This is a genomic window from Myxococcota bacterium, from assembly GCA_035498015.1.
Lineage (GTDB): Bacteria > Myxococcota_A > UBA9160 > SZUA-336 > SZUA-336 > VGRW01.
Window position 1 is genome coordinate 1 of the sequence record DATKAO010000249.1, and the last position, 20,165, is coordinate 20,165.

At 70.8% G+C, this 20,165-nt stretch carries 23 protein-coding genes; all 23 read left to right on the forward strand.

What is annotated here, in order from left to right; translation table 11 throughout:
* Positions 1 to 189: hypothetical protein (locus VMR86_22090; GenBank protein ID HTO09757.1), on the forward strand; the 189-nt coding region annotated here is incomplete at its 5' end.
* On the forward strand, positions 186 to 2,798 hold the full coding sequence (gspD, locus tag VMR86_22095) for a type II secretion system secretin GspD (GenBank protein ID HTO09758.1): 2,613 nt from the start codon (positions 186 to 188) through the stop codon (positions 2,796 to 2,798). The genes VMR86_22090 and gspD, both read left to right, overlap by 4 nt.
* On the forward strand, positions 2,799 to 4,538 hold the full coding sequence (gene gspE, locus VMR86_22100; protein ID HTO09759.1) for a type II secretion system ATPase GspE: 1,740 nt from the start codon (positions 2,799 to 2,801) through the stop codon (positions 4,536 to 4,538).
* 4 nt (positions 4,539 to 4,542) lie between these two features.
* Positions 4,543 to 5,766, forward strand: coding sequence for a type II secretion system F family protein (locus tag VMR86_22105; GenBank protein ID HTO09760.1), 1,224 nt, complete (start codon positions 4,543 to 4,545; stop codon positions 5,764 to 5,766).
* A 41-nt stretch (positions 5,767 to 5,807) separates the two neighbouring features.
* On the forward strand, positions 5,808 to 6,260 hold the full coding sequence (gene gspG / locus VMR86_22110) for a type II secretion system major pseudopilin GspG (GenBank protein HTO09761.1): 453 nt from the start codon (positions 5,808 to 5,810) through the stop codon (positions 6,258 to 6,260).
* 153 nt (positions 6,261 to 6,413) lie between these two features.
* Positions 6,414 to 6,941 (forward strand): hypothetical protein, encoded by a 528-nt coding sequence (locus VMR86_22115; protein ID HTO09762.1) that lies wholly within the window; start codon positions 6,414 to 6,416, stop codon positions 6,939 to 6,941.
* Complete coding sequence (locus VMR86_22120) at positions 6,931 to 7,572, forward strand: prepilin-type N-terminal cleavage/methylation domain-containing protein (protein ID HTO09763.1); 642 nt, start codon at positions 6,931 to 6,933, stop codon at positions 7,570 to 7,572. The genes VMR86_22115 and VMR86_22120 overlap by 11 nt, the downstream gene beginning before the upstream one ends.
* 4 nt (positions 7,573 to 7,576) lie before the next feature.
* Positions 7,577 to 8,500, forward strand: coding sequence for a prepilin-type N-terminal cleavage/methylation domain-containing protein (locus VMR86_22125; GenBank protein ID HTO09764.1), 924 nt, complete (start codon positions 7,577 to 7,579; stop codon positions 8,498 to 8,500).
* Positions 8,497 to 9,579: a type II secretion system minor pseudopilin GspK gene (gene gspK / locus VMR86_22130; GenBank protein ID HTO09765.1), complete on the forward strand. Its 1,083-nt coding sequence runs from the start codon at positions 8,497 to 8,499 to the stop codon at positions 9,577 to 9,579. Before VMR86_22125 ends, gspK begins: the two co-directional genes overlap by 4 nt.
* Positions 9,579 to 11,153: a pilus assembly protein PilM gene (pilM, locus tag VMR86_22135; GenBank protein HTO09766.1), complete on the forward strand. Its 1,575-nt coding sequence runs from the start codon at positions 9,579 to 9,581 to the stop codon at positions 11,151 to 11,153. The genes gspK and pilM overlap by 1 nt, the downstream gene beginning before the upstream one ends.
* The gene (gene gspM / locus VMR86_22140; GenBank protein ID HTO09767.1) at positions 11,150 to 11,713 is read left to right on the forward strand and encodes a type II secretion system protein GspM; all 564 of its coding nucleotides are present in this window, start codon (positions 11,150 to 11,152) and stop codon (positions 11,711 to 11,713) included. Before pilM ends, gspM begins: the two co-directional genes overlap by 4 nt.
* A gap of 1 nt (position 11,714) precedes the next feature.
* Positions 11,715 to 12,497, forward strand: coding sequence for a hypothetical protein (locus tag VMR86_22145; GenBank protein HTO09768.1), 783 nt, complete (start codon positions 11,715 to 11,717; stop codon positions 12,495 to 12,497).
* A gap of 18 nt (positions 12,498 to 12,515) precedes the next feature.
* Complete coding sequence (locus VMR86_22150; protein ID HTO09769.1) at positions 12,516 to 13,373, forward strand: MBL fold metallo-hydrolase; 858 nt, start codon at positions 12,516 to 12,518, stop codon at positions 13,371 to 13,373.
* On the forward strand, positions 13,370 to 14,101 hold the full coding sequence (locus tag VMR86_22155; GenBank protein HTO09770.1) for a hypothetical protein: 732 nt from the start codon (positions 13,370 to 13,372) through the stop codon (positions 14,099 to 14,101). Before VMR86_22150 ends, VMR86_22155 begins: the two co-directional genes overlap by 4 nt.
* Positions 14,098 to 14,679 (forward strand): Maf family protein, encoded by a 582-nt coding sequence (locus VMR86_22160; protein HTO09771.1) that lies wholly within the window; start codon positions 14,098 to 14,100, stop codon positions 14,677 to 14,679. The genes VMR86_22155 and VMR86_22160 overlap by 4 nt, the downstream gene beginning before the upstream one ends.
* On the forward strand, positions 14,672 to 15,379 hold the full coding sequence (locus VMR86_22165; GenBank protein ID HTO09772.1) for a YggS family pyridoxal phosphate-dependent enzyme: 708 nt from the start codon (positions 14,672 to 14,674) through the stop codon (positions 15,377 to 15,379). The genes VMR86_22160 and VMR86_22165 overlap by 8 nt, the downstream gene beginning before the upstream one ends.
* Complete coding sequence (gene proC / locus VMR86_22170) at positions 15,376 to 16,185, forward strand: pyrroline-5-carboxylate reductase (GenBank protein HTO09773.1); 810 nt, start codon at positions 15,376 to 15,378, stop codon at positions 16,183 to 16,185. Before VMR86_22165 ends, proC begins: the two co-directional genes overlap by 4 nt.
* A 39-nt stretch (positions 16,186 to 16,224) precedes the next feature.
* A complete protein-coding gene (locus tag VMR86_22175; protein ID HTO09774.1) occupies positions 16,225 to 16,692 on the forward strand; it encodes a DivIVA domain-containing protein in 468 nt (155 codons plus the stop codon).
* Positions 16,693 to 16,807: 115 nt separating this feature from the next.
* Positions 16,808 to 17,125, forward strand: coding sequence for a zinc ribbon domain-containing protein (locus tag VMR86_22180; protein HTO09775.1), 318 nt, complete (start codon positions 16,808 to 16,810; stop codon positions 17,123 to 17,125).
* A 23-nt stretch (positions 17,126 to 17,148) separates the two neighbouring features.
* Positions 17,149 to 17,973 (forward strand): bifunctional 5,10-methylenetetrahydrofolate dehydrogenase/5,10-methenyltetrahydrofolate cyclohydrolase, encoded by an 825-nt coding sequence (locus VMR86_22185; GenBank protein HTO09776.1) that lies wholly within the window; start codon positions 17,149 to 17,151, stop codon positions 17,971 to 17,973.
* On the forward strand, positions 17,970 to 19,067 hold the full coding sequence (gcvT, locus tag VMR86_22190; GenBank protein ID HTO09777.1) for a glycine cleavage system aminomethyltransferase GcvT: 1,098 nt from the start codon (positions 17,970 to 17,972) through the stop codon (positions 19,065 to 19,067). Before VMR86_22185 ends, gcvT begins: the two co-directional genes overlap by 4 nt.
* Before the next feature lie 11 nt (positions 19,068 to 19,078).
* Positions 19,079 to 19,486 carry a glycine cleavage system protein GcvH gene (gcvH, locus tag VMR86_22195; GenBank protein HTO09778.1) on the forward strand — a complete coding sequence of 136 codons (408 nt, stop codon included), beginning with the start codon at positions 19,079 to 19,081 and terminating at the stop codon, positions 19,484 to 19,486.
* Positions 19,483 to 20,165: hypothetical protein (locus tag VMR86_22200; protein ID HTO09779.1), on the forward strand; the 683-nt coding region annotated here is incomplete at its 3' end. The genes gcvH and VMR86_22200, both read left to right, overlap by 4 nt.

Genomic DNA, 20,165 nt, shown 5'->3' on the forward strand with positions numbered 1-20,165 from the left:
AAGCTCAGCAACATCCGGCCCGGCGGCGCCTTCACGGGCATGGCCGAGAACTCGGTCTGCTTCGAGCTCAACGGCACCAAGCTCAGCGGCGTGCAGCAGCTGCCGCAGGCGCTGCTCGGCATGGGCAGCGGTGAGTCGTGCCTGAAGTGCCGCCAGCCCGACGGCACGGAGACCACGCGATGCCTGTGAGCCGGCGCGCCCTGGCCGCCGCGCTCGCGGCGCTCGCGCTCTCCGCCGCGAGTCACTCGCGCGCGCAGCAGCCGGCGCCCGCGCCGCCCGCCGTGCCCACGCCCGCGGGCGACACCATGGTCTCGCTCGACTTCCAGGACGCCGACATCACCGAGGTGATCAGCACGATCGCCAAGGCGACCGGCAAGAACTTCCTGTACGACGACCGCGTGCGCGGGCGAGTCACCGTGATCTCGCCCGAGCCGGTGACCGTCGACGAGGCCTACCGCGTGTTCGAGTCGATCCTGGCGGTGAAGGGCTTCACCACGGTGCCCGCGCCGGGCGGCGTGCTGAAGATCCTGCCCCTGCGCGACGCCAAGGAGAACCCGATCGACACGGTGACCGGCGAGCGGCCCACCGAGAACCGCGACACGTTCATCACGCGCCTGCTGCCGCTGCACTACGTGAAGGCCGACGCGATCAGCGACACGCTGAAGCCCCTGGTCTCGAAAGAGGCGAGCGTGATTCCGTACGGCCAGACCAACACGCTGATCATCACCGACGCGGCCGCGAACATCCGGCGACTCAGCGAGATCATCGCGCAGATCGACGTCGCGACTTACCAGGAGCAGATCAAGCTGATCCCGATCCAGTTCGCCGACGCGGCGCAGCTCACCCAGCAGCTGCAGCAGATCTTCGGCGACGAGGGCGGCGGCGGCACGCCCGGCCAGCCGGGGCTGCGGCGCGCGCGGGCATCCGTCCCGCAGCCGGGCAATCCCGGCGTGCCCGGCGTTCCGGGCTCCGACAATCTCGCCACGGGCGCGAGCGAGCCGCGCTTCATTCCCGACGAGCGCACGAACGCGATCGTGGTGATCGCGACCAAGGCCGTGCTGCACGAGATCGAGCGCATCATCACGCTGCTCGACTACAAGCGGAAGGGCGCCGGGCGCATCCACGTGTACCGGCTGAAGAACGCCGACGCCGACGAGATCGCGCAGACACTCTCGAGCCTGGCCACGGGCTCGCCGGGCGGCGGCGGTCTGCGCTCCAGCAGCACGGGGCTCGGCGGCGGCACCACGCGCACCTCGCTCACCGGCCTGGGCGGCACCTCGCAGACCTCCGCCAGCGGCGGGCTGGGCGGCCTGGGCTCGAGCGGACTCACGCCGGGCGCGGCCAGCGCGGTGGCGGAGCTCGGCGACGGCGTGCGCATCACCTCCGACGCGCCCACGAACTCACTCATCATCCAGGCCAGCGCCGAGGCCTACGCGACCATCTCCGAGGTGATCGACGCGCTCGACGTGCGCCGCCCGCAGGTCATGGTCGAGGCCCTGATCATGGAGGTCGACGCCAACCCCAGCCAGGACCTGGGCATCGGCTGGATCACCAACATGGCCACCAAGGACGGCGGCATCGTCGGCATCGGGAGTGAGAGCCAGGACGGCCTGGTCTCGACCACCAGCGCCGACCTCGCGAACGGCCTGTCGAACCCGGGCAGCTTCACCACCGCGCTGCTCGGCAAGACCCTCACGATCGCGAATCCCGATCCCAACGCGCCCGCCGGCAGCACGATCAAGGTGCCCGTCATCCAGGGCGTGATCACCGCCTCGGCGGTCGAGAAGAACGGCAACATCATCTCCGCGCCCACCATCCTCACCGCCGACAAGAAAGAGGCGGAGATCGTGGTCGGCCAGAACATCCCGGTGCCCACCTCGCGCCTCCAGGCTGCGAGCACGACCTCCGACCCGAACAACCCCTTCCAGACCTCGCAGAACATCGCCCGCCAGGACGTCGGCGTGACCCTGCGAGTCACTCCGCAGATCAGCGAGGGCGACACCGTCCGGCTGAACGTCTTCCAGGAGATCAGCGAGGTCCTGCCCGATCCCGACCCCACGCTCGGCCCCACCACCACCAACCGCAAGGTCGAGAACACCGTCTACGTGCGCGACGGCGAGTGCGTGATGATCGGCGGGATCCTGTCCGAGACGCAGAACGACAACGAGTCCAAGGTGCCCTGGCTCGGCGACATTCCGATCCTGGGCTGGGCGTTCAAGGGGACTCACAACGACGGGCGCAAGATCAACCTGCTCGTGCTGCTCACGCCGCGCATCGTGCGCGATCCGCAGGACCTCGAGCGGCTGACCGTCGAGAACCGCGAGCGCTTCAAGTCGGCCTCCGCGCCCGCGATCGACCTCAGCGCCGAAGAGAAGGAAGAGCGGCGCAAGGCGCTCGAGGCCGGCATCCCCCTGCCGATCGATCCCAACCCGGTGCGCCGCGAGCTCGAGCGCCACGACCAGAGATACCCGGTCGAGACGCTGCCGCAGCTGCGCGACGAGTCGATCCAGCGCGAGCAGGAGCGCGAGCAGGAGATCGAGTCTCTCAAGAAGAAGGAGGCGAGCGGCAGCTACCTGGTGCAGGTCGCCCACTTCGCGTCCGCGGAAGAGGCCGTGGAGCTGTTGCAGAAGCTGATCGCCGACGGCTACGACGGCACGGTGTTCTCGCAGAGCGAGCAGGGCGAGACGACGCACTGGGTGCAGCTCGGGCCCTACACGAACGAAGCCAAGGCACAGAGCGTGGCGCGCGATCTGACCGCATCGCGCGGCCTGCCTGCGCTGGTCGTGGTGGAGCCGTAAGTGGCCGCCCCGCTCCAGCTGCGCAGCGCGCTCCTCGAGCACACCTCGCTCACCGAGGACGGGCTGCAGCAAGCGCTCAAGAAGCAGGAGCAGTCGGGCCGGCGACTCACCGACCTGTTGCTCGAGCTCGAGCTCGTGCCCGAAGGCGAGCTGCTGGGCGCGCTGGCCGGCCTGTACGGCATTCCCACGCGCGAGACACTCTCGCCCGAGGAGATCGACGCCGAGCTCGCGACCCAGATCCCGATCTCCTTCGCCAAGCGCCACTTCCTGTTGCCCATCAAGCGCGACGGCGAGCGGCTCGAGGTGGCGGTGGCCGACCCGCTGCTCACCGATCCGCTCGACGACCTGCGCATGATCTACGCCGGCGCGCGCTGCGAGCCGGTGCTCGTGACGCGCCGCGCGATCCTGAGCTGCATCAACCACGTGTACGACCAGGCGTCGTCGGCCGAGGACGTGGCCGAGGAGTTCAACGACAGCGACCTGGAGGACATCGCGAGCGAGCTGATCTCGGAGCCCGAGGACCTGCTCGACTCCTCCGAGGAAGGCGCGCCGGTGATCCGGCTGGTCAACTCACTCCTGCAGCAGGCGGTGAAGGAGCGCGCGAGCGACATCCACATCGAGCCGCAGGAGAAGGACCTGGTGGTGCGCTTCCGGGTCGACAACATCCTGCACGAGCCGATCCGGGCGCTGCCGCGGCGCATGCAGCAGGCGATCACCACGCGCATCAAGATCATGGGCCGGCTCGACATCGCCGAGAAGCGCCTGCCGCAGGACGGCCGCATCGTGCTCAAGATCGCCGGCCGCGACTACGACGTGCGTCTGTCGACGCTGCCCACTCAGTACGGCGAGCGCTGCGTGCTCCGGCTGCTGCCGCGCACCCAGGAGCTCTTGTCGATCGAGAAGATCGGACTCACTCCGCGCCACCAGGAGACCCTGCGCAAGCTGATCCGGCGCAGCAACGGGATCATCCTGGTGACCGGTCCCACCGGCTCGGGCAAGACCAACACGCTGTACGCGGCGCTGGCCGACATCAACCATCCCGAGCACAACATCATGACGATCGAGGACCCGGTCGAGATCCGGCTGCCCGGCATCAGCCAGATCGAGGTGAAGTCGTCGATCGGACTCACGTTCGCCGCGGGCCTGCGCTCGATCCTGCGCCAGAACCCCAACGTGATCCTGGTCGGCGAGATCCGCGACCTGGAGACCGCCGAGGTCGCGATCCAGGCCAGCCTCACGGGTCACCTGGTGTTCTCGACGATCCACACCAACGAGTCCGCGGGCACGGTGACTCGCCTGATCGACATGGGCGTGGAGCCGTTCCTGATCGCGTCGTCTCTGGTCGCGGCGATCGCGCAGCGGCTGATCCGCGTGTTGTGCAAGCGCTGCCGCGAGGCGTACACGCCGGGCGACGAGGAGCTGGCCGAGATCGGCATCCGGCGCACCGACGCGGTCTCGCGCACGATCTACCGCCCGAAGGGCTGCGTGCACTGCAATCACACCGGCTATCACGGCCGCACCGGCATCTTCGAGATCCTGATCATCGACGACGTGATCCGCAGCATGATCACCAAGGGCGTCGACTCGAAGCAGATCCAGGACCAGGCCGTCCGGCTGGGCATGCAGACCATGCGCATGCACGGCGCGCGCATGGTGCTCGAGGGAAACACTTCCGTCGCGGAGATCCTGCGCCAGACCGAGGAGGAGGCCGTCGCGGCGCTGGATCCGCAGGCGGCCTGACGCAATGCCGGTCTACCGCTACAAGGGCGTCGCCGCAGGCAACCGCTCGGTGGCCGCGAGCATCGACGCCGAGAGCCTGCGCGGCGCGCGCGCCAAGCTGCGCGCCGAGGGCATCTTCCCGACCGAGATCCTCGAGGGCAAGACTCGCGGCGAGGCATCCGAGCTACTGAGTCGCCTGCAGCTCCCGGCGCTGCGGCGCGTGCCCGACCTCGACCTGGCGATGTTCTCGAGTCAGCTTGCGACGCTGATCTCCGCCGGCGTGCCGCTGGTGCAGGCGCTGTCGGCGCTCACCGAGCAGGTCGAGCGCGAGCGCTTCAAGGCGGTGATCGGCCGCGTGCGCGAGTCGGTGAACGAGGGCAGCTCGCTGGCCGAGGCGCTGGGCGGGTTCCCGTACGTGTTCGACGAGCTGTACTGCTCGATGGTGCGCGCGGGTGAGTCGTCGGGCGCGCTGGCGCCGGTGCTCGAGCGGCTCGCGGAGTACGTCGAGAACCGCATGACGCTCCGCAACCAGCTGATCAACGCCATGATCTACCCGGTGCTCATGCTGGTGTTCAGCGGCGGCGTCGCGGGCGTGCTGCTGGTCAAGGTCATCCCGAACATCACGCAGATGCTGCGCGACATGAAGCAGCCGCTGCCCTTCGCCACGCGGCTGGTCATGGGCCTGTCCGACATCGTGGTGCACTACTGGCTGCCCGGCCTTTTGGTGATCGCCTTCCTCGTGGTCGCGTGGAACCGCGTGGTGCAGACCGAGGCCGGGCGCCTGCGTTGGGACGCTTTCACGCTGCGGCTGCCCATCTTCGGCCGGCTGATCCGCTTCGTGGCGATCGCGCGCTTCGCGCGCACGCTCGCCACGCTGACCGCGGGCGGCGTCAGCATCGTGCCCGCGATGGAGATCTCGAAGACCGTGGCCTCGAACACCATCATCGGGCGCGCCGTCGACCTGGCGAAGGACGCCATCACCCGCGGCTCCTCGATTGCGGGTACCATGCGCACGAGCGGCGAGTTCCCGCCGCTCGTCACTCACATGATCTCCGTCGGCGAAGCCTCCGGCGAGCTCCCGGCGATGCTCGGCAAGCTCGCGGACACTTACGACGATCAGGTCTCGAACGCCCTCTCGCGCCTGATGGCGCTGTTGGGCCCGATCCTCCTGATCTTCGTCGCCCTGGTGATCCTGCTCATCATCCTCTCGACCCTGTTGCCGCTCATGAACATGACGACCGCCTTGTGAGTCTTTCGTGTGGTTCAGGGGCAACGTTTAGGAGACATGCCATGAAGTTCCGGTCCCGCGATGGCTTCACGCTGCTCGAGATCATGGTCGTGGTGCTGATCATCGGCATGCTCATGGCCCTGCTCGCACCGCGGCTGTTCGGCCAGCTCACGCGCGCGAAGGGCGACATCGCGCGCATGCAGGTGACCCAGCTCTCGCAGTCACTCGAGCTGTACAAGCTCGACAACGGCACCTACCCCACGACCGACCAGGGCCTCGACGCGCTGGCGCACGAGCCGACCAGCGAGCCGCGGCCCAAGCGCTACCCGGCCGGGGGCTACGTGAACCCCAAGGCCTTGGTCGACCCGTGGCAGAACCCGTACAAGTACGAGCGCCCGGGCAAGAACAATCCCCAGAGCTACGACCTCTACTCCTACGGCGACGACGGCCAGCCTGGCGGCGACGGCGACAACGCCGACATCGGCAACTGGGAGTCGTCGACCGCCTCGAAGTGACGTGACTCGGGCGCCATGACCCGGCGCGGCGGAGAGAGGCTCGGCGAAGGCCGCCCTGAGCCGAGCCTGCAAACGGCGCAGCCGTGCGCAGTGAGCCGAAGGCGAACGAACGCCCAGTCAGACCTGGGCTTTACCCTCCTAGAGATCCTGATCGTGATCTTCCTGATCGTGTTGATCACGGGCGTGTTCGTCACGTCGATCGGGAACGGGTTCGGCGTGCACCTGCGGAACTCGGCGCGCAGCCTGGCGGCGGAGCTCGAGTACGTGTCTCAGCGCGCGGTCACCACGGGCAAGGTGCAGCGCTTCGTGGTCGACCTGGACCACCAGGTGTTCCGCGTCGAGATGCAGGTGCCCCCGCCGCCCCAGCCCGACGCCGATCTGCCCGAGCACGCCGAGGGCCTGTCGACCGCGCCGCCCATCGACCTGCACGAGTTCGTGCCCGTCGACGCCAGCATCGGCGAGTGGCGCGCGCTCGACGACGCCGACGACGTGGCGATCGCCGAGGTCCGGCTGGGCGACCAGAAGCGCAACGACGGCGCGGTGGCGATCGGCTTCGGCACCGACGGCAGCACCGACCCGGCCGAGATCTGGCTGCGCGACACGGCGGGCTACGACGTGCGCATCCGGCTGGTGGCCTTCACGGGCGAGATCCAGGTCGAGGAGCCGAACCATGCGAAGTGACATCGCCCGCGAGTCGGGCTTCACTCTGCTCGAGGTGCTGGCGGCGATCCTGATCGTGTCGCTGGTGTTCGGGATCCTGCTCGAGTCGGTGACTCGCAACCTCGCCGACCTGTCGCGCGCGCGCGCCGAGGCGCGGGCCGCGCAGGCGGCCGAGAACCGCATGCGCGACCTGCGCGCCGAGCTCGAGATGGGCGACGCGCTCAAGGACGGCATCCAGGAGGGCGTGTTCGAGGAGCCCGATTCCGACCTGCACTGGCAGATCAGCGTCGTGCCCCAGTCACTCACCTTGCCGGCCGACTACAAGGGCGAGCTCGCACCCTCCCCGCTGTTCCAGCCGCTGCACGAGCGCGCGCCCGCGCCGGCCGCGAGCGGCCAGGAGCCGCCCCTGCGCGTGGTCCAGGTGCGCGTCTACACCGCCGAGCAGGATCCCGAGTCGGTCGACCCGTACGTCTTCCTGGTCGCTTCCCCGCCGGACCCCTCGAAGCTCCAGGGCCTGCCGCAGCAGCCGGGCCAGACGCCGGGTCAGACCGGCAAGAGCCAGGGCGGGTCGGGCCAGGCCGGCGCGACGGTCGACCCGAACACCGGCGCGCTCGTCGGACCCAATCCGTGGCAGAACCCGGGCATGCGGTGAGCCAGTGACTCGCTCGAACGCCGGCTTCACCTTGCTCGAGATCCTGGTCGCCGTTTGCATCATGGCGATGGTCCTCACGTTCGCATTCGAGGCCTACCAGGGCATCGAGCGCTCCTACCAGCGGGTGGGTCACTCGCCCAGCCGCGACCGCGCCGCGCGCATCGTGCTCGACCGGCTCGAGCGCGAGCTGGTGGGCACGATCCTGATCCAGCGCGAGGACGGCACCGATCCCCTGCTCCAGCCCTACTTCTTCTGGGGCGAGTCGAAGCCCTACGCGGAAGACGAGACCGACAGCTTCCGCTTCGTGACTCGCACGCCGATCCGGCCGCCCGGCGGCTCGGACAACTCGCTCGAGGTCGTGACCTACGCCGCAGTGCCCTCCGAAGACGGGCACGGGCTCGCGCTGCTGCGCCAGGCCGAGCCGCTCTCGCAGCAGCTCATGAAGGAAGTGAAGTGGCAGTCCCCCGACCTGGTGGCCGACCACGTCGCCACCTTCCTCGCGCGCTATCACTCCGACCAGCAGCAGGCGACCGAGGGCTGGGACTCGACCGGCGCCGAGCAGCTCGACCAGCTGCCCGCCTCGATCGTCGTCACCATCTCGCTGTGGGAGACCGATGAGTCGGGCAAGCAGACCGAGGGGCCCGAGTTCTCGCGCACCATCGACCTGCCCGTGCGTCCGTTCAAGCTGACTGCGGACAACGCACAGAAGAAGGCCGACTGTGGCGAGGGGATGACCGTGCAGGACTGCATCCAGCAGTTCAGCGCGCAGATCGAGCAGGCGAGCCCGTCGCTCGCCACGGCGATCAAGGACGCGCAGGCGCAGGTGCAGGACACCTGCTGGAGCCCCGAGCAGCCCTCGGCCGGGCTGCAGCGCCTGAAGGTGCTGCTGGGCGGCGTGCCGGGCTTCGACGCCGGAGAGTGCCGGTGACTCCCGAGACGCCCGCGCCCGCGCCGCGCCCGCACTCCGGTGAGGAGGGCATCGTCCTCCTTTTGGTCATGGTGCTGGTGGTCGTGGCGATCTCGACCGCCTACGCGATGGCGAAGACCTCGCTGATCGAGGTGCTCTCCACGCGCCAGCAGGCGCAGTACGCGCGCGCCGACATGCTCGCCCGCTCGGGCATCGGGCTGGCCACGCGCATGCTCCAGGACGACCTGCTCGAGGGCAGCGACGTGACCAAGACGGTCGAGTCCGACCTCGACGGCTGGGCGGTGCTGTCGCACGAAGACATCGAGTTACCCGGCGGAGCGCTGTTGCGAGTGCGCATCCACGACGCCGGCACCAAGATCGACTTCAACGCGCTGATCGACGGCGACGGCAAGCGCATCGGCGACTCGAGCAAGAACTTCCTCAAGGCCTTCTTCGCCCACCTGCGCGACGACGTCCCGGAGTTCAAGGGCTCGGGCAAGCTCGAGGACCCCGACATCGACGAGCTCTCGGACGCGCTCCTGGACTGGATCGACAAGGACGACGAGACGCGCGTGGGCACGCCCGAGCACGAGTATTACGTGGAGATCAAGAAGTCGCGCGCGGCGCCGCTGAACAGACCCGTCTTCTCACTCGACGAGCTCGCGAACGTGCCGGGCATGAATCCCTTGCTGCTCGAAGCGCTCAAGGCCTACTTTACGCCCTACCCGATCTTTCCGGGCAACAACGGGGGAGGCGTGAACCTGAACACGGCGCCGGCTCACGTGCTGAGCCTCGTCTATCACGGGGTGGGCGACGACTATCGCCTGCTCGACCAGCGCGACGTCTTCGAGATTTTGAAGGCGCGCAAGGACGGTCACGTGTTCTGTCCGTCCGCCGGCCAGGAGCCGTGCACCGATTTCTTCCAGACACTCGGCATCGCCGCGGGTGAGCAGATCTTCCCCGCGCCCACGTACACCAGCCGCGTGTTCTCCGTGGACAGCGAGGCCACGATCGGCGAGACGCGCGCCTGCGTGCACTCGGTGATCGACCGCGGCACGGGCGCCGACCTGAAGACCTTGTTCTACGAGCTGGGCTGCTGATGTTCGAGCGCAGCGTGGTCGGCCTCGACGTCGGGACTCACTCGCTGAAGCTCGCCGAGCTGTCGGCGGGGCTGCGCGGCGCGGCGTTCGTGCGCTTCGCCGAGCTGCCATTGCCGCAGGAGGCGCCATCCGAGGAGATCGAGGCCACGATCCAGCTCTGGCTGCAGAGCCGCAATCTCTCGCCGGAAGTGCTGGTCACCGCGCTCTCGACCTCGCGACTCACCCAGCGCCATCTGCGCTTCCCGTTCGCGGGCGCCAAGCGCGTCGCGGCGGCGATCGCCTACGAGATCGACGAGGAGCTGCCTCTGCCGCTGACCGCGATGGTCGTGGGCCACGAGCAGGTGCTGACCGGCGCCGACCAGACCGACGTGCTGGTCACGCTGGCCGCGCGCAGCGACGTCGAGCAGCACCTGGCGTCGTGCCGGCGCATGGACCTCGAGCCGCGCATCGTGGAGTGCGAGGGCGCGTCGCTGGCGAACCTCACCCACTATCTGGGGCTGTCGGACGTGCCGCGGCTCGTGCTCGACGTCGGTCACTCGAAGACCAACCTGTGTCTCCTGGTCGACGGCCGGCCGATCGGCCTGCGCCGCATCGACGTCGCCGGCAAGCACCTGACCCACGCGCTGGCCTACGACCTCTCACTCAGCGCCGCCGCGGCCGAGGAGCAGAAGATCTCGCACGGCGTGTTCGAGCGCGGCAGCACCAAGCCGGTGTCGAACGGGGTGCGCGACCTGCTGGCGCACCTGGTGCGCGAGACGCTGCGCAGCGTGCAGTCGATCGCCGGTGATCCGCTCGACCCGGTCTCGCCCAGCGAGATCGTGCTGGTCGGCGGGTCCGCGCAGCTGCCGGGCCTGGCGGCCTTCTTCGAGGAGCGCACGGGGCTGCCGACGCGCGCGCTCGAAGTGACCCGCACCGGTGACGGCGCCGAGGAGCTGGCGCAGGCCGGCGCGCCGGTATTCGCGCAGGCCGCGGCGCTCGCGCTGCGCGGCGCCTCGACCGAGCGCGTGACCCAGAGCGACTTCCGCCAGTACGAGCTCGCGTACTCGCCCGACCTCACGGGCCTGCGCCCGCAGCTGCGCCTCACGGTGGGCTTGTTCGCGCTGTTCCTCGCGCTGTGGACGGCGAGCGCCGGCGCCCGCGCCATGTTCGCGGCGCACCGCATCGACCTGCTGCGCGGCGAGGTGGCCTCGATCCTGAAGCAGACCTTCCCCGACGCCGAGCCCGGGGCCGACCCGCTCAAGACCTTCGAGGCGCGCGCGGCGGAAACGCGCGCGCTCGCGGCCCACCTGGGAGTCACCGGCAAGGGCCTCTCGGTGCTCGAGATCCTGCGCCAGATCTCGACGCTCACGCCCGAGTCACTCGACGTGTCGATCGACGAGCTCTCGATCGAGCGCCAGAGCGTGGTCGCGAAGGGCCACGCCGCCGACTTCGTGTCGGCCGACCAGCTGAAGGCCGAGCTGGCCAAGTTCGACGGCTTCCGCCGCGTGCTGGTCACCGACGTGAAGACCGATCCGCGGCGCGGCGGGAAGACCTTCACGGTGTCGATCCGGCTGTCCGACGAGGACGCGTCGTGAACGGGCTCCTGGCGGCGATCCGCGGCTATCTCGCCCAGCGCACCACGCGCGAGCGCTGGCTGATCGTGGCGGGCGGCTGCGTCGCGGGGCTGTTGTTCGTGTACGGCGTGTTCATCGGCCCGCTCACCGCCCAGGCGATCGCCACCAACGCGCGCACCTCGGAGCTCGAGGCCCAGGTGACCAAGGCGCTGCAGCTCGCCAACGAGATGCGCGGCCTGCAGGGCGAGCTGGCCGATGTGGAGGGCCGCATCCAGCCGGGCGCGAAGACGAACCTGATCGCGCTGCTCTCGACGCTCGCGCAGGACGCCAAGATCTCGCAGGACCAGCTCGAGTCGATCGAGCCCAAGCAGCCCTCCGAGAACAAGAAATACCCGGAGACACGCGCCGAGGTGCGGCTCAAGGGCACCTCGCTCGAGCAGGCGGTCGACTTCCTGTACCGGATCGAGACCTCGAGCTCGCACCTGATCGTGCGCTCGCTCAAGATGCGCACGCGCGGCGACGGAGCCGGCAACCCGGTGCTCGACGTCAGCTTCTCGGTCTCGAGCTTCGAGCGCGCCTGACGTGCGCATCGTCCGCCTGCTCGCGATCGCGGCGGCGCTCGCGCTGCTCCTGGCCTGGCTGTCTCCGTACATCCTGCTGCGGCTCGGCCTGCCCCAGATGGCACGGAACATGGGGGGCAGCTTCGAAGTCACGGGCGCCCTGCCCGCCTTCCCGTTCGGCGCGAGCGCCAGCCGGGTGGCAGTCACGCGCGAGGGCCACACGCTCGTGCTCGACGACTTCCGCGCCGTGCTCTCGTTCTCGGGTCCCCGGCTCGACGCGCGCGTGGCCGAGGGCAACCTCCTGGTGCGCGGCAACGACCCGCAGCTCAAGAGCGGCATCGTGCGTCTCGAGGGCGTCGCGCTCGAGTCACTGGCCACCGTGCTCACCACGCCCTTCGGGCTGCGCGGCCGCTGCGACGGTGTGTGGCGCTTCGGTCCCGACTCGAGCCTGGAGGGCACCGTGACCCGCGGGGCGGTGCTGGTGCAGAGCCCGGCGCCGGTCGAGGTGCCGTTCGCCCAGCTCGTGCTGTCCGCGGCGCGCAGCGGCGAAGACGGTGACTGGAAGGTGAACGCGCTCGACATCCAGGGTCCGCCGCTCTCCGGACACGCCTCGGGCACGCTCGGCGCGGACCAGAGCCTGGCCTTCGACATCGACATCCGCGAGCTCGAGGAGCCCGTGAAGGGCTTCATGGCCATGATGCACCTGCCCACCGAGCCGCTGCCGCTGGCGCTCCAGCTCCAGGGATCGCTGGGCATGCCGCGGCTCGTGCAGCGGGCTGAGACAGCGGCGGCCTCCGGGCGCTAGAGTCCGCGCGTGGACTCCATGTGGGGCATGAGCTTGCCGGACATCGAGCGCTGGTCGCAAAACGTCGTGGTCGTGCGCGGTCAGAACCCGGGCCCGTTCACCGGGCCGGGCACCAACACCTATCTCGTGGGCCGCGGCGCGCGACCATTCCTGCTCGACACCGGCGCGGGCGTGCCGAGTTACATGCCGCTGCTCGAGAAGGCGCTGGTCGACGAGCACGCGAGCGATGGCCCCGGCGACCTCTTGATCACCCACGTGCACGGCGACCACATCGGGGGCGCCTCCGACGTGCTGCAGCGCTTCGGCCGCCGCCAGGTGGCGAAGCACCCCTGGCCCGGGCGCGACGAGCGCTACGAGCTCGAGCTCACGCCGATCCGCGCCGGTGACCTGTTCCGCGCCGAGGGAGTCACGCTGCGCGCGATCCACACGCCGGGTCACGCGCAGGACCACATCTGCTTCTATCTCGAAGAGGAGCGCGCGCTGTTCACGGGCGACGTCGTGCTGGGCGCGGGCACCACGGTCATCCCGCTCGACGGCGGCGACATGGCCGACTATCTCGCCTCGCTCGAGCGCATGCTCGAGCTGCCGCTGGAGCGCATCTACCCCGGTCACGGGCCGCTGGTCGCCGACCCGCGCGCCAAGCTCACCGAGTATCTCGAGCACCGCCACGAGCGCGAGCGCCAGATCGTGGCGGCCGTGCGGGCCGGCGCCACCACGGTCATGGCCATGGTGGAGCGCATCTACGTCGAGACGCCGCGCGCGCTCTGGCCGGCGGCCGGTCAGTCGGTGCTCTCGCACCTCTTGAAGCTCGAGCGCGAGCGCCGCGCGCTGCGCAGCCGCGATGCCGCCGGCGAGGAGCACTGGGCGCTCGCGTGAGCGACGCGGGACCGTTCGCCGCGCTGCTCGCGCGCCTGGGATCCACGGACCGGGCCGAGCAGCGCCGCGCCTGCGACGAGGCCGCCGAGCGCCTGCCCAAGGAGCCGGGCCTGCGCGACGCCCTGCGCGACGCGCTCTCCGACCCCCGCCCCGGCGCGCGCTTCGCGGCCGCGTTCGTCCTGTTCCACGTCGAGCGCCCGGGCTTGCGCCTTCTGGCACCGCTGCTCGAGTCACTCGAGCTGGGCGACGGAGACGCGCGCTGGCAGGCCGCGCAGATGCTGGCCGCGTTGGGCCGCATGCACGGCGAGGTTCTGCCGGTGCTGCTCGCCGAGTCACGCGGCGCGGCTTCCCCGCGGCGCCGGCGCATGGCCCTGTACGCGCTGCGCGAGCTCGCGCCCGAACGCAGCGAGACCGCCGACGCCTTTCTGTCCGCCTTGGGCGACGCAGACGGCGCGGTGCGCCGGGCCGCGCTGTCCTGCTTCGCCAAGCTGTCCGACCCGCCGCGCGCGCTGGCCGAGGCGGCGCTCGAGCTGGCGCGCGGCGGCGATCCCGACCCGCGCATGGCGCGCATCGCGGCGGTCGTGCTGCCCGACCTGGTGCGCTTCCACGACCAGCTGCGCGCGCCCGCCGCAGCGCTGCTCGACTCACTCGAGCGCGCCGCCGACCCCGCGCTGGCCCGCGCCGCCTTCGCGGCGCGCCAGCGCCTCGCGGCGCCTTCCGCGCCGTGAGGGCGCTGGTGCTGGCCTCGACCTCACCGCGCCGCCGCGAGCTGCTGCGCGACGCCGGCTTCCGCTTCGAGATCGCGGCGCCCGGCGTCGACGAGCGCGAGCTGCCCGGCGAGGCGCCCGAAGCGACCGCGCGCCGGCTCGCGCTCGAGAAAGCGCGCGCGGTGGCGGCGCGCGTCGCGCCCGCGGCCTGCGTGCTCGGCGCAGACACGATCGTGGTGATCGACGGCCAGCCGCTGGGCAAGCCGCGCGACGAGCCCGAGGCGGTCGAGATGCTCCTGCGCCTGGCCGGCCGCACGCACCGGGTGCTCACCGGCTTCGCGCTGCTCGTGACCGAGCTCGGCGTGCAGGACACCGGCGTGGTCGAGAGCACGGTGCGCATGCACCCCGTCGACCGCGCCACCGCCGAGCGATACGCCGCGACCGGCGAGCCGCTCGACAAGGCCGGCGCCTACGCCGCGCAGGGCGAGGCGGGCCGCTTCGTGGCCGAGATCAGCGGCTCGCGCGCGAACGTGATCGGGCTGCCCGTCGAGGCGCTCCTGCCGCGCCTGGCGCGGGTGCAGGTGACTCCCGGTGTCTGAGCTCGCGGCGCGGCTGCGCGACGTGCGCGCGCGCATCGAGCGCGCGGCGCGCGCCGCAGGACGCGACCCGGCCGAGGTGCGCCTGCTCGCGGTCACCAAGACCCAGCCGCCCGAGCGCGTGGCCGAAGCCGTTGGCCTGGGCCTGCGCGCGTTCGGCGAGAATCGCGTGCAGGAAGCCGAGGGCAAGATCGAGGCGCTGCGCCGACTCACGAGCGAGCCGCTCGAGTGGCACCTGATCGGCACGCTGCAGCGCAACAAGGTCAAGCGCGCGGCCGCGCTGTGCGACGTGATCCAGTCGGTCGACCGCGCGCCGCTGGTCGAGTCACTCGCGCACGAGGCCGGCGCGCTCGGCCGGCGGCTGCGCGTGTTCTTGCAGGTCAACGTCGACGACGAGCCCCAGAAGGGCGGCTGTGCGCCGGCGGACCTGCCCGCCCTGGCGCGCCGGACCGAAGCGAGCCCCGGGCTCGAGCTGCTCGGGCTGATGGTGATCCCGCGCGCGTGCGAGGACCCGGAAGAGGTGCGACCCTCGTTCGCGCGGCTGCGCGCGCTGCTGGCCGAGCTGAACCGCGCCCGGGGCGACGCTCCGCCGCTGCGCGAGCTGTCGATGGGCATGTCGAGTGACTTCGAGGTGGCCGTGTCCGAGGGCGCCACGTGGCTGCGCCTGGGCACGGTGCTCTTCGGAGAGAGGGAGAAGCGGTGATCGGTCTGCCGAAGTCCGTCGGAACCGTGGGCGCCGGGAACATGGCCGAGGCCATCCTGCGCGGCCTCTTGCGCGCGGGTCTCTCGGCCGACCAGCTGTGCGCCTCGGACGTCTCCGCCGAGCGCCGGCGCGCGCTGCGCGAGGAGCTGGGCATCCACACCACCGAGAGCAATGCGGAGGTCGCGCAGCGCGCCGAGGTGGTGGTGCTGGCCGTGAAGCCGCAGCAGCTCGAGGCGGCCGCGCACGCGCTGCCGCGCGACGGTGGTCCGCTCTACCTGTCGATCGTGGCGGGCGCCACCACCGCCGGCCTGCGGCGGCTGCTCGGCGCGGGCGCGCGCATCGTGCGCACCATGCCCAACACACCGGCGCTGGTGGGCGCAGGAGTCACTGCCGTCGCGCATGACTCGGGCGCGGAGCCCGCCGACGTGGAGCGCGCGTGCGCGATCCTGCGCGCGGTCGGCGAGGTGGTCCAGGTCCCGGAGGCGGCGCTCGACGCGGTGACCGGCCTGTCGGGCTCGGGCCCCGCCTATGTCTTCCTGCTGATCGAGGCGCTGACCGAGGCCGGCGTGCGCGAGGGCCTGCCGTCGGGAACCGCGCGGACGCTCGCGCTCGAGACCGTGCACGGGGCGGCGCGCCTGGCGCGCGAGACCGGCGAGCACCCGGCGATCCTGCGCGAGCGCGTGACCTCGCCCGGCGGCACCACCGCGGCCGGCCTGGCGGCGCTCGAGGCGGGCGGCTTCCGCGCCGCGCTCGCCGCCGCAGTGCGCGCCGCGACCCAGCGCTCGCGCGAGCTCGGAAAGGCGTAAAGGCAGAGGCGCTTCCAGCCGATTCTGCGGGTTGGAGATATGCGCCTCACCCCGCTCGAGATCCGCCAGCACAAGTTCGGGTCGCAGATGCGCGGCTTCGACCGCGGCGAGGTCAGCGCGTTCCTCGACACGGTCGTGGCCGACTTCGAGGACGTCGTGCGCGAGAACGCCCAGCTGCGCCGCGAATCCGAGCGGCTGGCGCGCGACCTCGACGCCTACCGCAGCCGCGAGAAGACCATCCAGGACACGCTGACCACCGCCCAGGCGCTGGTCGAGCAGCTCAAGCGCACGGCGATCAAGGAGAGCGAGTCGATCGTGGTCGACGCCGAGCTGAGGGCCGAGAAACTCCTGGCCCAGGCCCGCGAAGAGCGCGCCGAGCTCGCGAACGAGATCCGCGAGCACCGGCACCTGCGCGTCCGGCTCGAGGCCGATCTGCGCCGCACGCTCGAGAGCTACGGCAAGCTGATCGATGCCCTCGCCACCTCCGACCGACCGGAGGGGGAGTGAGCTCCGGAGGCGTGGGCAGGGTGCCCACGCCGTTCACAAGTCGCTGTTTGACCGACCCCGTTTGCTGCCCTAGAGTGCGCCCGCGCTTTCCGGATTCCTCTGGAGATCCGAGTAGATGCCGACGTACGAATACGAGTGCACGAAGGGCCACCACTTCGAGGTCGAGCAGTCGATCAACGACCCGGCCCTGAAGCGCTGCAAGGTGTGCCGCGCCAAGGTGCACCGGCTGATCTCCGCCAGTCACTTCATCCTGAAGGGCAGCGGCTGGTACGCGGACGGCTACGGCTCGAGCAAGAAATCGAGCTCCGAGTCGTCGTCCTCGGAGCCGAAGTCCGAGTCCAAGTCGGAGTCGAAGAGCGAGTCGAAGCCCGAGCCGAAGTCGGAATCCAAGCCCGCGAAGTCCGACTCCAAGAAAGCGGCCGCGAGCTCGTGACCGAAGTCACCAGCGGCAAGGCGCTGGCCGCGGAGATCGTGGGCGACGTGCGCAAGCGCGTCTCCGAGTACACCGCCGGCGTGCCCTGTCTGTGTGTCGTGCTGGTCGGCGACGACCCCGCCTCGCAGGTCTACGTGCGCAACAAGGACAAGGCGGCGCGCGAGGTCGGGATCGAGTCACGCCAGATCCGGCTGCCCGCCACGACCACCGAGGCGGAGCTCTTGCGCGTGGTCGACGAGCTGAACCGCGACCGCTCGGTGCACGGCGTGCTCGTGCAGCTTCCGTTGCCGCCGGGCATCGACCCGGCGCGCATCGTGTTCGCGCTCGACCCCGCGAAGGACGTCGACGGGCTGCACCCGGTGAGCGCGGGGCGGCTGCTCGCGAACCAGCCCGGCTTCGCGCCCTGCACGCCGCTCGGCTGCATCTACATCCTCGATCACCACAAGGTGCGGATCGAAGGCGCGAACGCGGTCGTGATCGGCCGCAGCGAGATCGTGGGCAAGCCGATGTCGCTCCTGCTGCTGCACCGCAACGCGACGGTCACGATCTGTCACTCCAAGACGCGCGACCTGCCCGAGGTAGTGCGGCGCGCCGACATCGTGGTGGCGGCGATCGGCAAGCCGCGTTTCGTGCAGGGCGACTGGATCAAGCCCGGCGCCGCGGTGATCGACGTGGGCGTGAACCGCGTCGACGGCAAGCTGCTGGGCGACGTAGACTTCGCCGCGGCCAACGGGCGGGCCGGAGTGCTCACGCCCGTGCCTGGGGGGGTGGGCTTGCTGACGGTCGCGATGCTGCTGCGGAACACGCTGCAGGCATTCGAGGCGCAGACCGCCCCGCGCCGGCCTTGAGCGAGCCGCTCGCGCGCACCCCGCTCTGGTCGCGGCACCACGACGCCGGCGCCAAGCTCGTGCCCTTCGCCGGCTGGGAGATGCCGGTCAGTTACACGTCCATCCTCGACGAGCACCGCGCCGTGCGCAGCTCGGCGGGCCTGTTCGACGTGTCTCACATGGGCGAGCTGCGGCTGCGCGGCGCCGGTGCGCTCGAGCTGGCGCAGGCGCTGTTCACCAACGACGTGGCCGGCGCCGAGCTCGGGCGCGTGCGCTACGGGCTCCTGTGTCTGCCGAGCGGCGGCGCGGTCGACGACGTGACTCTGTACCGGACCGGCCCGGGCGAGGTGCTGTTCTGCGTGAACGCCGCGAACACGGCCGCCGACCGCGACTGGATGCACGAGGTCCGGCAGCGCACCCGCAGCCGGGCCGAGATCGCCGACGAGAGCGAGGCCACGGCCCTGCTGGCGATCCAGGGCCCGGCGGCGCTCGCGATCGTGGCGAAGCTCACCCCGCCCGGCTTCGTACGACCCAAGATCTGGCACTTCGCAGACACTCGGCTGGGTGACCTGCCGGTCATGCTGTCCCGCACGGGTTACACGGGCGAAGATGGTTACGAGATCTTCATCGAAGCCGGGCGCGCCGGTGCGCTCTGGGATCTGCTGCGCGACGCGGGCGGCGAGCGCCTGACTCCCGCGGGCCTCGGCGCACGCGACACGCTGCGCACCGAGGCTGCGCTGCCCTTGTACGGTCACGAGCTCGACCGCGAGCACGACCCGATCGAGGCCGGGCTCGAACGCTTCGTGTCGTTCGGCAAGGGCTTCACCGGCGAGGCCGCGCTGCAGGCGCGCGCGTCGGCCGGGCCGGCACGACGGCTGGTCGGGCTGGTGCTGGAGGGGCGTCAGGTCGCGCGGCCCGGCTTCCGGATCGCGAGCGCGCTGGGCGACGGTGTGGTCACCAGCGGAACCTTCGGCCCGACCGTCGATCGCTCGATCGCGCTAGGCTACGTTCCGGCCGGGCTAGGGGTGGGCGCGCGGGCTCACGTCGAGGTGCGCGGAAAGAACTTGCCGTGCGAGGTCGTGGCGACCCCGTTCTACCGCCGAAAGAGAGGCTGACGGAAGCATCGATGGCAGACCGCGAGTACGAGATTCCCGACGACTGTCAGTACACGGAGTCAGACGAGTGGGTGCGCGTCGACGGCACGATCGTTCGCATCGGCATCACCGACTACGCGCAGTCCGAGCTGAACGACATCGTGTTCGTCGAGCTGCCCGAGACCGGGCGCCAGCTCGAGTCGGGCCAGGCGTTCGGCGTGGTCGAGTCGGTCAAGGCGGTGAGTGACTTGCTGGCGCCGATCGCGGGCGAGATCGTCGAGGTGCACGGGCGCCTGTCCGAGCACCCCGAGTGGCTGAACGAGGACCCGTACGGCCGCGGCTGGATCATCGCGCTCAACCCCGAGGACCTCGACGCGGTCGACGGGCTGATGTCGGCCGTCGAGTACCGGGCGCACGTGAAGGCGCGCAGCGGGAAGTGAGCTACGTCCCACACACGCCCGAGGAGGTGCGCGCCATGCTGGCGCGCATCGGCGTGGACACGCTCGAGGAGCTGTTCAGCGCCGTTCCCGCCGGGCTGCGCAGCCGCGCCGAGCTGAAGCTCCCGCCCGCGCTCGACGAGCGGGCGCTCTTGCGCTTCTTCTCCGCGCACGCGGCCGAGAACGCCAGCGTCCAGTCGACGGCGAGCTTCCTGGGCGGCGGCGCGTACCACCACTTCATTCCCGCCGCGGTCGACGCGCTGTCGAGCCGCGGCGAGTTCATGACCGCCTACACGCCCTACCAGGCCGAGATCAGCCAGGGCACGCTGCAGATGATCTTCGAGTTCCAGACACTCGTGTGTCAGCTCACCGGGCTCGAGGTCGCCAACGCCTCGCTCTACGACGGGGCCTCGGCGGTCTCCGAGGCCGCGCTCATGGCGGCGCGAGTCACCAAGCGCCACAAGGTCGCGGTGAGCGCCGGCTTGCACCCGCACTGGCGCGAGGTGCTGCGCACCTACAGCGAGGGCGTGGGGCTCGAGCTCGAGACCCTGCCGCTCGACCCGAGCGGCCGCACCCGGCTCGACTCGATTCCGAAGGGCTGCGCGGCGCTGGTCGTGCAGTCGCCGAACTTCCTGGGCTGCATCGAGGACCTGGGCGCCGCGGCGCGCGCCGCGCACGCGCA

What these genes read in the sequence shown, in the direction of transcription:
- VMR86_22105 (HTO09760.1), top strand. Translation starts at nt 4,543, where the DNA reads ATGCCGGTCTACCGCTACAAGGGCGTCGCCGCAGGCAACCGCTCGGTG.
- gspG (HTO09761.1), top strand. Translation starts at nt 5,808, where the DNA reads ATGAAGTTCCGGTCCCGCGATGGCTTCACGCTGCTCGAGATCATGGTC.
- VMR86_22120 (HTO09763.1), top strand. Translation starts at nt 6,931, where the DNA reads ATGCGAAGTGACATCGCCCGCGAGTCGGGCTTCACTCTGCTCGAGGTG.
- pilM (HTO09766.1), top strand. Translation starts at nt 9,579, where the DNA reads ATGTTCGAGCGCAGCGTGGTCGGCCTCGACGTCGGGACTCACTCGCTG.
- VMR86_22150 (HTO09769.1), top strand. Translation starts at nt 12,516, where the DNA reads ATGTGGGGCATGAGCTTGCCGGACATCGAGCGCTGGTCGCAAAACGTC.
- VMR86_22175 (HTO09774.1), top strand. Translation starts at nt 16,225, where the DNA reads ATGCGCCTCACCCCGCTCGAGATCCGCCAGCACAAGTTCGGGTCGCAG.
- VMR86_22180 (HTO09775.1), top strand. Translation starts at nt 16,808, where the DNA reads ATGCCGACGTACGAATACGAGTGCACGAAGGGCCACCACTTCGAGGTC.
- gcvH (HTO09778.1), top strand. Translation starts at nt 19,079, where the DNA reads ATGGCAGACCGCGAGTACGAGATTCCCGACGACTGTCAGTACACGGAG.